11 protein-coding genes are annotated in these 14,366 nt (G+C 53.2%); 10 read left to right on the forward strand and 1 reads right to left on the reverse strand.

Annotated elements, in window-relative coordinates:
• Positions 1-138: 138 nt before the first annotated feature.
• The gene (locus tag B5E43_RS14225; protein ID WP_343214337.1) at positions 139-1,107 is read right to left on the reverse strand and encodes a DUF6017 domain-containing protein; all 969 of its coding nucleotides are present in this window, start codon (positions 1,105-1,107) and stop codon (positions 139-141) included.
• A gap of 556 nt (positions 1,108-1,663) precedes the next feature.
• On the opposite strand from B5E43_RS14225, the gene B5E43_RS14230 reads away from it, so the two are divergent.
• The 10 genes from B5E43_RS14230 to B5E43_RS14275 all read left to right on the forward strand — a co-directional run bounded on the left by B5E43_RS14230 (position 1,664) and on the right by B5E43_RS14275 (position 14,263).
• A complete protein-coding gene (locus tag B5E43_RS14230) occupies positions 1,664-2,281 on the forward strand; it encodes a TetR/AcrR family transcriptional regulator (RefSeq protein WP_087397780.1) in 618 nt (205 codons plus the stop codon).
• Positions 2,282-2,515: 234 nt separating this feature from the next.
• A complete protein-coding gene (locus B5E43_RS14235; protein WP_087397798.1) occupies positions 2,516-3,907 on the forward strand; it encodes a DUF6138 family protein in 1,392 nt (463 codons plus the stop codon).
• A gap of 11 nt (positions 3,908-3,918) precedes the next feature.
• Positions 3,919-4,245 carry a DUF5713 family protein gene (locus B5E43_RS14240; protein ID WP_087397782.1) on the forward strand — a complete coding sequence of 109 codons (327 nt, stop codon included), beginning with the start codon at positions 3,919-3,921 and terminating at the stop codon, positions 4,243-4,245.
• 66 nt (positions 4,246-4,311) lie between these two features.
• Positions 4,312-6,744, forward strand: a complete 2,433-nt coding sequence (locus B5E43_RS14245) for a hypothetical protein (RefSeq protein ID WP_087397784.1) — start codon at positions 4,312-4,314, stop codon at positions 6,742-6,744.
• 11 nt (positions 6,745-6,755) lie between these two features.
• Positions 6,756-7,760 carry a hypothetical protein gene (locus tag B5E43_RS14250; protein ID WP_087397786.1) on the forward strand — a complete coding sequence of 335 codons (1,005 nt, stop codon included), beginning with the start codon at positions 6,756-6,758 and terminating at the stop codon, positions 7,758-7,760.
• Positions 7,761-7,769: 9 nt separating this feature from the next.
• Entirely contained in the window at positions 7,770-8,018 is a 249-nt protein-coding gene (locus B5E43_RS14255) for a hypothetical protein (protein ID WP_087380136.1), read from the forward strand.
• 58 nt (positions 8,019-8,076) lie between these two features.
• Positions 8,077-12,510, forward strand: coding sequence for a suppressor of fused domain protein (locus B5E43_RS14260; RefSeq protein ID WP_087397788.1), 4,434 nt, complete (start codon positions 8,077-8,079; stop codon positions 12,508-12,510).
• 309 nt (positions 12,511-12,819) lie between these two features.
• Positions 12,820-13,035 (forward strand): helix-turn-helix domain-containing protein, encoded by a 216-nt coding sequence (locus tag B5E43_RS14265; protein ID WP_087397790.1) that lies wholly within the window; start codon positions 12,820-12,822, stop codon positions 13,033-13,035.
• A complete protein-coding gene (locus B5E43_RS14270) occupies positions 13,032-13,709 on the forward strand; it encodes a helix-turn-helix domain-containing protein (protein WP_158099070.1) in 678 nt (225 codons plus the stop codon). The genes B5E43_RS14265 and B5E43_RS14270 overlap by 4 nt, the downstream gene beginning before the upstream one ends.
• 302 nt (positions 13,710-14,011) lie before the next feature.
• Positions 14,012-14,263: a hypothetical protein gene (locus tag B5E43_RS14275; RefSeq protein ID WP_242964850.1), complete on the forward strand. Its 252-nt coding sequence runs from the start codon at positions 14,012-14,014 to the stop codon at positions 14,261-14,263.
• Positions 14,264-14,366: the final 103 nt, after the last annotated feature.

The raw sequence follows: 14,366 nt of genomic DNA on the forward strand, positions 1-14,366 counted from the left end.
TCTGGCGGGGGGCTGGGGGCGGCGTCGCGGAACGCGCCGATCAGCGGGTTTTGTTTCTTGTCGGGCATGATAAAATCCTCCTGTTCAAGATATTTTGTCGAAAAACGCGTCTCAAATGGAGACGCATTTCAACCGCTGTTATGGGCCAAAATCATGCTGGACAGCCGCCTGGTAGTAGGGGCTCATGGTGACAGGAGCGTTATACAGGGCGGTCAGCAGATAGGCGCGGATATTTCGGATTTGCGTGGTGTTCCTCCGCAGGCAGTCAAATACATACTCCAAATGGCCGTAGTCCAGAGACAAAAACCGGCCTTTCACCTGCTCGGCAGGGATTTCTTCTCCACCGATGCGGAGCGTGGGGCGGGTGCTGCATAGGGTATCGGTCATCAGTTCCACCACGCTCTCCACATCGTCGTACCCAAACTGCCGTCTGAGAGCTTGAGCCTCTATCTGCTCTTCTACCTCTCTCCGGCAATCGTTTCGATCTATCCATCCCATATCCGGCGGAGGCTGTGCGGGATAGATAGATGGATCAGTATAGATAAAATCAGTCTGATTAGATTCAATATAACTTGCTGCGGGTTTTCCGCACTCTTGTCTGCGGATATTCCGCAATCCAGACTGCGGTTTTTCCGCAGTCTGGGCTGCGACTTTCCCGCACTCTTGACTGCTGGGAGGGGGAGCCTGTGGCAGGGCGGGCCTGGGCGGTATTTCACGGGTGGTAAACCGCTTGACGTAAATCTTGGTGGGGCGGCCCTGGCCCTGCCGGATGCGCTCGATTAGGCCGAAACCTTTGCCGCTGTTCAGTTCCACCAGCAACTTTGTGGCCTTGTCGTGGCCGCAGTTCATATCCTGCTGGATCTCTTCCAGAGGGTAGTAGATATAAACCCGGCCTTGTTCATCATACCAGCCGTTCTTGGCAGACAGCCCCATGCGGTCCAGCAGAAGGCCGTACAGCAGTTTGGCGTCCGTGGACAACCTCTTGAAACGTGCCCCGGTAATCAACTGACGGGGGATGCGGTAGAAGGAAAACTGGCCGCTTTCGTCTCCGTAATAGTAGTCAAAACGATATTTACAAGTTGCGATGTTCGTTTCTTCATCAAGGATCTTCGAACATTGATACTTTGGAATACTTTGAACTTGTAAAAATCGATTCGTATAAAGCAAGCCAGTTTCAAATTTTTAGCGAAAGAAAATCGTGCGGCGACGATAGAAAGCCGGGTTCCCGAATAATTAGTGTCAATATCGTGACGCTCTGTGAGTTGCTTTGTAATAGTGCTGAAGAATACTATGGCACATACAAAGAGGTAGAACTATCTTTTTTGTATCATTTCTAATGTTTTATATCACTTTTTTCTCCATCTCACTTACTCTTGGGCACTCTTTGAGTACAGTGCTTCCGTGTGCTCCGATCGGCACTGTGGCTGAACATGTGGTCAGAGTAACCATTGTGAGGTAGTTTGTAACCACATCTCTCAGGATGATTTTAGTACGCTGTTAACAAAGATTACTCCGGCATCTCAAACGCATCCTACTATGCCTCCGGTGTGTTGCACCGGGGGACTTATTTTTGTGAACAGTCTTGCATTTCATTTAAGTTTCGCTATAATACAAATAAAGACTATTTTCTGATTTTATACTTTATATAGGGCGGTGACGGCTTGTGGCAAGAAAGGCGTATTCTGATGAGGAGAGGGCGCAGGTAAAGGAAGCCCTGATGGTCACCATGATCCGGTGTATCGCCGACCGGGGATTGATTCACAGCAGTATTGATGTTCTGTGCAGAAAAGTGGGGATCTCCAAGACCTTCTTCTACAGTTTCTTCTCATCCAAGGAGGAGTTGGTACTCCATGCCTTGCGGTACCAGCAACCCAAGTTACTACAGTATGCCCGGTCCTTGATGGAAGACCCCGGACTCAGTTGGCGGGCGGGAGTGGAGACCTTCCTGAAAAACTGTTGCTACGGGGGCAAAAGCGGAGTTGCCGTTTTGTCTATTGAGGAGGAGCAGCAAGTACGCCACTGCCTTTCCGAGGAGAATTTTCAGGCGTTCCGGCGGGATCAGATTATTTTTTATGGGAAGCTGCTTTCCATCTTTGGCCTCCCTGTGGACAGTATTGATCCCCGTCTGTTTGGCAATCTGGCCCTCAGCATGATGATGGTACACAAAGCAATTCCAGACACCATGCCATTTCTATTCCCAGAGGTGGCGGAGGACATGGTGGACTTCCAGGTCAGGGCTCTGGTGGACGAGATGGAGCGGGTAAAAGAGGATGTGCGGTAGGTGAAAGCAAATGGATAGAGATGAGTACCCATGTCCAAGCGGACGGGAAAGACAGCAGAATATCGTCAGACACAGAGCCTTGGGATACAGGTCTTGGTTCTGTGCGGCCTTTTCGCGCCCTGCGTCAGCCTGTCCAAATGACAGGGTGTCGCGGGGCATTTTTTATTGTTCGGAAAGAGGTGGCCTGATATGAGTTTACCAAAACGAAATAGTGCGGACGGGCGCTGTTACTGGATGAAGCCAGAGGTACAGGAGGAACTGCAACCGCTTTTTGACCAGTGCATCCAGGATGCCATTGACGGGAGAATCACGCGGCTTGATTCCCTCTGGCCGCCGGTAGTGGTCAACAGCGAAGGCGCGCCCTTTGAGGTGTGGCAACTGCTTCGGACATGGACCGAAGCGCAGCGGGCTGAGACCCTTGATGCGGAAAAGGCCATCGCCTTCAGCGAAAACCTGCGCCGCCAGAGCCGGTGGGGTGAAATTGACCACCATTTACTTGATATGCTGAAACGGGAGCTGCAGGAGAAGTATTTTGTCGTGACAGGCAATGAAGATGACCACTTCTGGGATCGGGAGTATTCCTTGAAACCAGGCATCCGTGCAGAGCAGGTCCCGGAGCCGCTGCTGCGTTTCGCCTGCTATGTGGCGGTGAGCTATAAAGTGTATGGCTTGGACTTTCAGTATCTGGACGCCAATTACCTCTTTGGATTGGTGGAGAAAGTCCGTCCTGATATGGTGAAAAAGCTCCGGGAACACGGGACCGGCAGGCTGCCGCTCTCTCTGCAAAAGAGGAAAACAGAGCACTTCACCGCATCGGCCAACGATGCCTTTGCCGTGATCCGTATTACTGCCAGGGACAATACGGAGGAATGCTGCCATGAAGTGCTGGACTATCTGTGTGAGGTTCTTTCGCAGGAGGATTTTCCCCGCAGCTATGCGGTGGAGTTCAAAGGGCCGGAAAAGAGTTATCTTCCCATCACAGGACTGCCCCAAAAGGGAATAAACCAGCTCTTTGCCTGTGCCGTGCAGTACCCCGGCCTCCACCCCCTGATGGAACGGTACGCCCGGCTTGCCATGCGGCAATATGAGCAGTACACCAATCTCAGCGATGAGCAGTGCGCGCTCCCCGGAAGTTTTGCCGTGTTCGCTCTGGGAATGCTGGGGCAAGAGTGGCGGCAGCTGGTATGGGATTATCTCGATCTCTGTGATGATGAGCACTCCCACTTACAGGAAAAATTCCTCCGGGAGTATGTGAAACAGTTCGGATTTACCGCCGATACCGTCCCTGTATTTGTCCGTGGGGTGCTGTCCATGCAGAACATGAAGTATTCCAAGGACTATACCGCGTGGATGGCAAATGCAGAAAGCCTGGACGCTCTGCTGGAGGCAAAAATCCATCTGTCCGAGATCGTTCCCAGCGGTTTTTCCTCCGACGAGGATGACGATGATGACGAGGACGAGGAACCCGCCGAGGAAACAGAAGCCAGCCCGGAAGAAGTGCTGCAATACGCATGGGAAACGGTCTGCTATGTGATCTGGGGCAAAGCCAGCGCCAAGGGTGGTCAGAAAGTAGTGGAAGCAGCTCCGGAGGAACTGAGAGAGCGGTATCAGGAAATTTTTCGATAGGAGGAAACAAAATGAAAACCTTTGATCCCAATTATAAATTACTGGACGAGATGTATCAGGATGATTATTATCCTGCTTTTCTGGTAGATAAGGTCAAGGATGAGCTCCAGAAGGTCATCGACCTGCTGGAGGGCGGCGAAACCGACATTGAAGTGATACAGAACACGCTGGATAAGGCGGTCTGCGGCATCAATGATCTTCAGGATGAATTTTATGAAAACGACAGTGAGATTGAAACGGTGGCCCGGGATTGTATTGGAGACACCGTTGCCTACATTCTGGAGTGGTTCGGTATCCCGATTGATATTGAGGAGGCCATCCGGGAACGGGACTGGTAATTTTTCAGTGCTTTGACCACATGGCTGTCGCTATGATGTGGGAATTGGGAAAAGGAGAAACTACCTATGGCAGAGTTCAAACAAATTATAGATGATGCGCTGGACATTCTGAAGTTTGATGGAGCCGTACAGGACACTCTGGCGGAACTTCGGAGAAAATGGGGCGCACAGGTCCCGGCGCTGCTGGATGAACGCTTTGACGCCATCGGCATCCAATATATGAAATTGCCCCATGAAAAAGGAGCGGCGGCCTTGGGGCAGGAACTCTCTGCCTTCGGCTGGGCGTTGTATAACCTGGACGATGAGGACGAGTATCTGTTTGCCTTGATCCCAGAGGAAGAACGCAGCGAATGGGAACGCTACTGCAAAAAGCAGGGGCAATATTGTCACCTGATGAAACAGCAAGGACGAAAATGGGGCGACCATGCCAAGGAGCAGGACCCTGGGAAGCTGATGCCCTGCGAGGAATACATACTTCAGGATGAGTACGATTATTTCTTCAATTCTCTGGCGGGTGATTTTGCGGCGGGCAAATGGAAAAACCAGGATGAAGAAGAATGGAAAAGCGGCTGTGTGGCCGATCTGCGCCACCGTCCGCCGCAAGTAATCCGCTCCCACAGCTTGCCGCACCTTGGGTGCCTTACCTATTCCCTGGAACATGAACTATATGCTGCATCGAGGGCCGCTGGCAGCGGGACTATTGGTCGGGCATTACTGAGCAAGAATCCAGCCACGCTCAACTGGGCCGAACCGTCCCCCATTGGATATGACGGTCCACCCCAGACCCTGTGCTGGGCTGACCATTCCCTCTGGGTGGGTGATCCCACCAACGCTACACGGATTGAACTGACAGACCGGGGCACCTGCCAGGATGTGAAAAACTGGACTCTGCCGGAAGATGGATGGAGCACCAAATACCATTGCGGCATTACGACAGACGGTCTGGGCCGGGTCTACTTTTCCAACGAGTGGTACAAGGGGCAGATTTACCGCTGGGAAAACGGCAAGGTAACAAAACACACCTTCTCTCTGAATGGATACGACCATCTCTCCGAGGCCGTTCCCGTTCCCGGCACAGGCCGCATTACCATGATCCACGCAGTCAGCGGCAAGGGGCGAATGGAAGAATGCCTGCTGGAACTGGACATGGATACCGGGCGGTGCCGCATCGCCCCCCTGCCTGGAATGGGCGAGGGGCTGAAACTTCGCTGGTTTACCGGGGACTGGCTGCTGGTGCAGGGAAACGGCGAAATCCTCTCCGATGACTTTGCCCAGCTCATCAACATGAACACCCGTGAAGTGCTGCGTATCCGTTCGGGAATGTTCGGCGGGGAGAAAATGCAGCACATCGGAATACTCACCGATGGCACGGTGGTCATCGTCACCCGGCGGGATATGGTGGGGCCGGTGTTCCGTTATCCCATCGACTTCTGGGGCTTCCTGCGGACGGCAAACAAGCCCCAAAAGCTGGAATGGCGAGAGTACAAAGAAGTGTACCCGAACCTGCCCATCTTTCTGCCGCCCAAGGCCACGGAGCGAAGAATCGTTCTCAAAAAAGATAGCCTGACCATTCTGGGGTCGGTATTTACGCCGCCGTTTACCCTGTCCCAGCTGGCGGAAAAGCTGGGGCCTGCCCGCATTGTCCTGCAAAATGGAACACGGAAAAGTCCCATGACGGGCCGGGAGAATCCCTATACTCAGGCCCTTGCTCTGTGGGACGAGCTTGGACTCCAGGGCTGGTTGGATGAAGATGAGCAGACCATCAAAACCCTTGGTGTCCGGGTAGCGGCGCAGGGAGAGTATGCGGTCCGGCAGACATTTGACGGAGCGGTTTGGATCGGGTCCAAGGACTACCGGGAGGCCAGCTGGAAGGATTTCGCCGGATTTGCCCATACCCTCAAATTAGGCGGCTTTACTGTTTATACCCGCTTGCCGGGTCCTGTTCCAGAGGAGCAGTCCGCGCAGAAAGCAAAACTGGAGGCCCTCTCCGCCATGGTGCAGATCAGCTGGAAAGAGCCAGAGAAAAAGACAGCAAAAGCGCAGAAATACAAGTTATCCAAGCCGACGGAACCGGTGCTGCACTTTGATACCTTCAACTTCAAACTGGCGGTCATGGAAGTCCTGATGTACGAGAAAGGCTTATTGGCTCCTAAACTGGATGCCCATGAGTTTGCCAGAGAGTATAGCCGACGCAAGATCGACATTGATGCGGAAGGGTATGAATCCATCCCAGAGATTCGGAAGTGGCTGGAGAAATACCCTGTCCCGGAGCGGCTGGCCCTGGAGGTGACAGAGATCGAGATGGATGGCGGCAGCGAGATTTATACCCAGCTCTGTCCGTTCTGGGATGGCGAGGATGGAGCCTTTGATCTCAACACCATTACCGAGGCAGAACTGCGCCAGTTCCCCAATCTCAAACAGATTACCCTCATGTCCTCCAAGCCGGAACAGGTGCTGCCGGTTCTGGAACGGTGCGGTATCAAGGCAGACTTGCTGTGAGGTGCGTTGCTATGAACGAAAAACTATTTCGTCCACAATTTGACACCTTGAAACTGTCCGATAAGCTCTGGCTGATGCAGACGCTGGCGGCTCGTTATCATTTGACATTCAAGGAACTATACGCCTTTTCCCGCTGGGGACAAAGCTGCACCACCGGCCTGTTTGAAAAAGGCGGACGGGAGTTTGTCTTTGTCCCGGGCGATACCGTAACGCTTGGCTGGGAGGGCTTTGTACACGGGATGGACAAGGCCAACCAAGAGGAACTGGCGGATATTTTTGCGGAAATCGAATATGAGGGCTCTGTGGAGGAATTTCTCCGGCAGGGCATGACCCCAGTACGCCGGGTGACCATCGGCCCCATGTTCGTAGGCAGAAAACTGGAGGAGATCGGCTGGGAAAGCGTACCCATGAACGATCCACGCATCACCGCCCACCCCGGCTGGCTGGAAAACTTGCAGAAGTGGGCGGGCCAGAGCAGCCAGAGTTTTGAGATACACGAAACTGTCCGCTTTGAACGCAATGGGGATAGCTGGCAGGCGTCGCTGTGCCATCCAATGACCTACCCGGAGTTTCAGCGGTCCCTGTTATGGGAGTTGGCAGCCAGCCTTCCCACGCCGGATGAGTGGGCCTATCTGTGCGGGGGCGGATGCCGCACCCTGTTTCCCTGGGGGGATGGACTGGACTACTCCATGCATCTGCACCACTTTGAAAGCGAGGAAGATCAGGGCAAGCCATACGACATGGAGCAGCCCAACTTCTTTGGCCTGTCTATTGCCTACGACCCCTATCAGCGGGAGCTGGTAGAGGGGAAAACATTGACCACCTGCGGCGGCGACGGCGGCTGCAATATCTGCGGTGGCATGGGTCCTTTGCTTGGATATTTACCCTGTTCCCCTCACTGTAAACCGGAGGTTCGGGAGGATAACGAGATTCACAATGACTACGACTTTTTCCGTCCTGTTATCCGGGTGCAGACATCCGGGTGGAGAATGGTATCCTCCGAAGATGAGAGGTGATAGTATCAGATGATCGAAGCAATTACGAAAATCCACACCACTTCTTCTTCGGTTACATTTGTATGTGGCAATGTAGCCATGATTGGAAACGGTGAGTTTCGGGCTTCATCAGGAAAAGTGGATGGTTTTATCCTGTATGCCGACACCTTGCGGTATGAAAACGGGGCGAAGCTCTCACGGGATGAACAGGAAAATTTGAAGTGCCTGTATCAGCACTTTGTATTGAACCGTGAAGATTTCATAGACTGGGATATTTGAATGATAATTTGCGGTAAAACAACAACCATATAGAGAGCCGAAATAAGGAGGTACGGATATGGAATTATTGGAACAATGCCAGCAATGGTTTGAACAGGATGAAGCGCAGAAGGTAATCGACACCCTGGAAGCGATTCCCGCAGGGGAGCGCACCCCGGAACTGGACAGTGAATTGGCCAAGGCATATATTGCCGTTGCAGAAATAGGAGAACGGGAGCCTTTTGAAAAGGCGCTGGAACTTCTGGCTCCCCATGAGGAGTATTTTGCGGGCGATCACTGCTGGAATTATCGAATCGCTTTGGCCTATTACTGTCTGGATGAGGAAGGCCCCGCCCTGCGTTACTTTGAAAAGGCCCTGAAAGCCCGCCCCGGAGACAAAGATACCCAGGAGTACATAGACGATTGCCGCCGTCGTTTGTCCCTACCCAGGTTTGAAAAGAACTTCCGGGAAAGGACGCAGGAAACATGGGCGGCCTTTTCTCAGATTGAGGGGTTGCTGCGTCAAATCATGGATACCGACAAAACCCGCCAACGGGGCGAAGAACTGGTTGAAAAATGTGGGAACGCGCTCAAGACGGCCCTGCGTGATACTTCCTTTGAGCTGGGTTTCAATGGCGAAAAGTATGAATTGATCCTCAGTCCAGAAGGGTTTCGCTCCCGCCTGTTCCCGTTGGTGTACTTCCAGAAGCAGGCCCCGGAATCGGTGCTTGAGCATTGGAATATCTGGGTGGGACGCCAGCCCTGTGAGGGGTTCGAACTGCGGGCTGGAGAGATCGAAGTTCGGGCTGAAGATGTGCAGATGTGGGCAGAGGAAACAGAAGATCATCAGGTAAGTCTGGTCCTTTGCTGTGAAAAACTGACGCCAATCTTAAAAGAGGACACAGACAAGGTCTGGTGGGCGCTCTCTATGCTGGTGGACCAAACCATTGGAGAAGTTTCCGCTATCGCCTTTGTTGCCGGGTTTGATGTTTATGCTCAGCCGAAAGAGGAACCGGCTATGCTCCTTTCCCAGCTGCCGGAACTGCTGCAAAGCATGGGCCTCTCCCTCTGGCGGGACGGCAGTGACTACCTGGAAAACAGCTACCTTGCCTATGAATTGGAACCGGTAGAGGACCCGGAGGCCGACTGGCGGCTGGATGTCTATACCGGTACCTGTCGTCTCCCGGTAATCATCAACGACTACATGACTGCCCGCAGTGATGCGGTGGACGAATACCACAAGGACGGCATTGCGGTGGGGTTCCTCTGCTACCCATTAGAAGGTTTTACTGGTGATGAGCGGAGCAACGCCATTCTGGACTTCCGGGATAACCTGCGGGATGCCATCCTGCGGGAGGCGGGAGCGGAAGCCGTGACCTTCCTGGGCGGGGCCACTGGCTTGTATTACGGGTACCTGGATTTCATTGCCTGGGATCTGCCCGCTGTACTGACAGCGGCGCAGGCATTTTTTGAAGAGAGCGGCCTGCCCTATGCTCACTTCCACGCATTCCGGCGGGATGTGGGCGGTGTGCCGCTGCTGGATGAGGAGGAAATAGAGCCTGATATTCATGAGGAAACTGGCTCCCTGCTCTCGGCAGAAGATATTGAAACGCTGGAATCCTTTGATGAAGGAGTTTCCGGCTACTTTGGGAAAATGCTCCGCTGGCTGGAGGATTTTATCAAAAGCGGCGTAGAAGAAGGAAGATTCACCGAAAAACAGGCCCATCAGGATTTGCAGATCGCCCTCTGGTATTCCTTCGCCTGCAACAATCTGGATGACTATATCCACTACTACCGCGCGGTGGAATGGATGAAGGATTCAGAGAAGAACGCCGCAGGCTGCGCTACCTGGTACTACCGCTATTCCGTGGCGCTGATGTACTGCGGCAGGCTGGAAGAAGCACTGGAATATGCGGAGCGGGGAGCTCAGGAGGAACCGGACTACCCCTGGATCTGGCTGCAGGTGGGCAAGTTGCGGGCGAATTTTGGCGATCAAGCCGGCGCGCTGGTTGCCGTCGAGCAGGGATTAAAACTGGAGCCGGGCGATTATGAGTTCTTGACCCTGCGGGAGGAGATCAAGGCCGGGGCCACCCTGGAACAGATGGAGTACCATTGGATCGACCCCAACGCCGATCAAATGCTCCAGCAGGGGCTGGGTGAGGATGTGGATGATAAACAGCGCGCCCTGGCCTGTATTCGAGTAGATGAAGCGGGACTTGCCGAATTTTATGAGCTGTTCTGCCCGGAACGGTATGGCTATGAGAAAAACGCCCCCTGCTGTGAATTTCGATACCCGGTGAAGGAACATCTTGTGGAACTCTCGTTCCGTATGAACGAAGCCGGACTTTCCAAGATGGGAACGGACTGGCTGCGGCAGCTCAAGGAACGGCTGGACAGCGGGGATTGGCTGACCCACACTCCCGAAGGGGAACCAGAGGGCATGCTGATAGCAGTGCTTGTGGACCAGACCCGCCGCATCGGCCTTGTCTATCAACAGCCGGGAGACGATCAGTATTTTCAGATTTTCCTAAATTCAGACGGCACAAAGGCAGATGCCATCTGGTCCTCGACGGATAGCAGGGGACCGGAGGTTTATACAGAGGATGAGATGTCTGCAATCGAGGAGCACATCAAAAACACCTTTGGCGAGTTTGATAATGTGTTCCATGAGCTGGTTTCCCCCGACATTCATGTAGACATCTGCGTTGTTCCGCCCTCTGAGGCGCGGGACTACTACACGCTGGTGACGATGGGCATGGGGGCCCACCGGATGAATGTACCGGAGGAACTGGCGGAATACAAGCTGGAGCGGGCGGAGTTGGCCATCGCTCTGCCGCCGGACTGGAAGTTGGATAAGGAATCCCTGAAGGATGAGCGGTGGTACTGGCCCATTGGCCTCTTGAAGGTGCTGGCCCGCTTGCCCATTTCCGGCGATACCTGGCTGGGATTTGGCCACACGATGGACAAGCAGTCGCCGTTTGCGGAGAACACGACGCTCTGCGCCGCACTTCTGGTGGGCCCGCAGGATGTTGTCTGGAACGGAGGAGAGGTCTGCACTTTGCCCAGCGGCGAGGAGGTCAACTTCTATCAGGTAATTCCTCTCTATCGGAACGAATTGAATTATAAACTGGAGCATGAGGCGGACGCTCTGCTGGAAAAGATGGCAGGCATCAGTTTTGTGGTCAATCCCACCCGTCAGAATGCCATTACCAGAGGTACTCTGGCGGATGAGAACTTCACTGGTGATATGGACGATGCCGACTGGCACCTGGAATCCATTCAGGAAAAGGGACTGCCGGTGGATGAGATCAATGCCTACAACCACATGGCGATCTATCTGCGCTGGTGCATGGAGCATGACCTGATGAGCGTGGAATTTATGGAGCGGTACTGGGAGCAGGTGCAGCCGTTTATGGCGGATTTGAGCCGCGCCGATCTGCGTGGCTTTATCCGGGACCAGCTGAACGGGCAGCTCTTTGGTGCGCTGTTTAATAAGGAAGGCGCAGCCTTTGCCGGATACTACTATGGGGAGGCGGATAGTCCTTACTTCCCCAGCGACATTGACAACTATGCCTTGGCATATTTCGGCTCGGAGCAATATTACTCCGACAAGTTCCAGGAGGAAGCCTATCTGTTCATTCCTTTTGATGAGGAGTATTATCAGGCTATGGCAAAAGTGATTGAAAAGCGCTTTACCAACTGGCAGGGACAAGATTTCGATGAGGCCACTCTGGAGCCTTCGGATCTTGCGAAGGCCATGATGGAATATCTGAACTGTGAATGTACCTATTTCCCCGCAATGGCGGACGATGATCCCATCATGTCGGCATATAACTATGCCAAACGAGAAAGTGTCAAAGAGGGCTTTGTGCCGGTTCTGATTAAGGCGGATGACGAAATCTTGTGGGAATGCCTGATTATGAATTCCGACCCGGACAGCGAGGGCGAGGATGATTATGTCTTTGACCCCGACAAGGTAGCGGAATACCGCAAAAAGATGCTTACCGCTCTTCTCAAGGACGGAAAGGCGGTTCTGGAGGAAATGATTGGGCAGCGCAAGGAGGAAGCCGAGGATGACGATATGGACTGGAATGAGGATATCCTGGGCGAGATGGTGGGCGGATATGATAACCGTCGTTTTTCAAGTTACTGGAATTCCGATAGCAAAATGACTTGTCCTCTCATTCTGGCTAAAATCCCAGCGCAGAATCCTTGGGAGGTCTTTGCCTATCTGCCCTTTGGCGGCTGGAATGAATGTCCTGACACGCAGTCGCTGATGGCAGTGGCGAAATACTGGTTTGAGCAATATGGCGCGGTGCCCGCAGTTATGACCCACGATGAACTGGAGTTCCTGCTCCCGACTCCCGTTTCCCAGGAGAAGGCCATGGATGCAGCAGTGGAGCAGTACAGTTTCTGCCCCGATGTGATCGACCAGGGTCCGGAGGAAGCCACCGTGGGCGCTCTGGCCGATGTGCTGCGGCAGTCCACGGTCTGGTATTTCTGGTGGGATTGATGGGGGCTGCGTGTCATAAAGGAGTTCTTCTCTTACTTTGCCCAGTTTCTGGAGCAGCGAAATAAGGCAGAAATAGCATAACGACTGCCAAAGCAAAGATAAAAGTGAATTACCGAAACCTTAAACGGAGCGCCTGCGACAAAGCAGACGCTCCGTTTTTCTGTCAAATGTATGTCAATAGGATATGATTTCCCCAATACAAGTAGAGAGGTAACTCGGGCACCATCCAAACATTATGTCAAATCTATGTCACATGAAAATGTCCTCGGCTAAAGAAGTAGAGAGAGTTTTGAGAAGGAGATGGTCAACATGAAAGAATCTGTCTACAAAAGCTACGACGAACTGCCGCTGTTTCTCAATTCGGAATTGGTGGCAAAGGTACTGGGCGTATCGTCGTCCAGCGGGTATGAACTGATGCACCAACCAGGCTTTCCGGTGCTGCGTGTGGGCAGCCGCATAGTGGTACCCAAGGAACAGTTCATTCAATGGGTGATGGAGAACACAGAGGGAGGTGTGCACAAATGAGTTTCTTTTTCAATCAGCCTGATCCGAAGCGACGCCGCTTCCCAATTCCGAATGATGTCTGGAAATGGGAACTGAAGCCCCAAGGATTTGCCATCCTCGCCTATCTCTGCTATCTGCATGTCCATTGCAACAAAAATGCCTCACCCAGTGCGGATGAAATCGCATCCCAACTGCACATGAGCAAAGACATGGCTGTGAAGCAGATTGCCGAACTCAACCGTCGCGGTCTGCTGGATCAGCACATGGTTCCGATACTTAAAAGCAACGGCAAGAACTTTTTCTCTCTGCCCAATGAGTTGTTTTTCTTGAACATCGGTCACGGAGCGATCACGGTCTACGCCTACCTGCTCTACTGCGAAAATCGCAGAACTCATCAGTGCCATCCCAGTTGCCGCACGATTGCCGCGGCAGTACATCTCTCAGCGGTCACGGTAATGAAGCACATCACAAAGCTGGAGGATCAGCGGCTTATCGCTGTTGAGAACACCAACTATATTGATGACCACGGCATGAAGTGGAACGGCAACAACCAGTACACCATTCTGCCAATTCAAATGGCGATGGATCATTGCTACCAGCAGCAGATGCTTCGACTGGAGGAACAGCAGAAATGGGATCAGACGCAGAAACGCTTGGGATGGAACGCGGAGAACGCCCCGTGTGTCCCGCTGTGAGGGGCTGTGTGCCCTCCTTCGGGGCAGGGCGTAGTCCCTGCTCCACCAGGGGCTTTTAGGACGGATTTGGGCCGCTTTCGGAAATGTCTCTGAGGACGAAAGAAAAAGCAGGATAAAGGCAAGGCGTCGTCCGCGACGCCTTTTGCCGGTCACAACTGCCCGCAGTGCGGGCAGTTTCAAGAGTTTCCGTGGGCGTTGGAAATGGGGTCAAAATCAGAGAGCAAATAGCGTTCTGCGGTCGTTATCCCCCAACGCTTACTCCCACAAGAAAAAAATAGGGGTCAGACCCCAGAAATGAGATCATGATGAGCAAAAAAGAGAAATTTCCTCTCTACCTGTCGCCGGAGAAAAAGGCAACCTTGGAACGGCGGTATACGGAAGATGGGAGCCGCAGCATCACAGCCTTTTGGCAGGCGGTAGAGCAGGAAATGGTGGCCTATGTCCTCGCCGACGAATGCCAGTTCAACGGCGAGGATCTGCGCCGGCGGCGGGCGGAAAGCGTTCGAAATGTGCGGAAACCCAATGTCTGTATCTCGTTTGAATACGCCGCCTGAAACGGTGCCCTTAGACCGCACGAATGGTGCAGCCAGACCGCTGAAATGGTGCATGGTCACCGCAGACATGGTGCATTGACAGGATGGCCACTAAAATGGATTC

The sequence above is a fragment of the Flavonifractor sp. An100 genome, assembly GCF_002161175.1.
Taxonomy (GTDB): Bacteria; Bacillota; Clostridia; order Oscillospirales; family Oscillospiraceae; genus Lawsonibacter.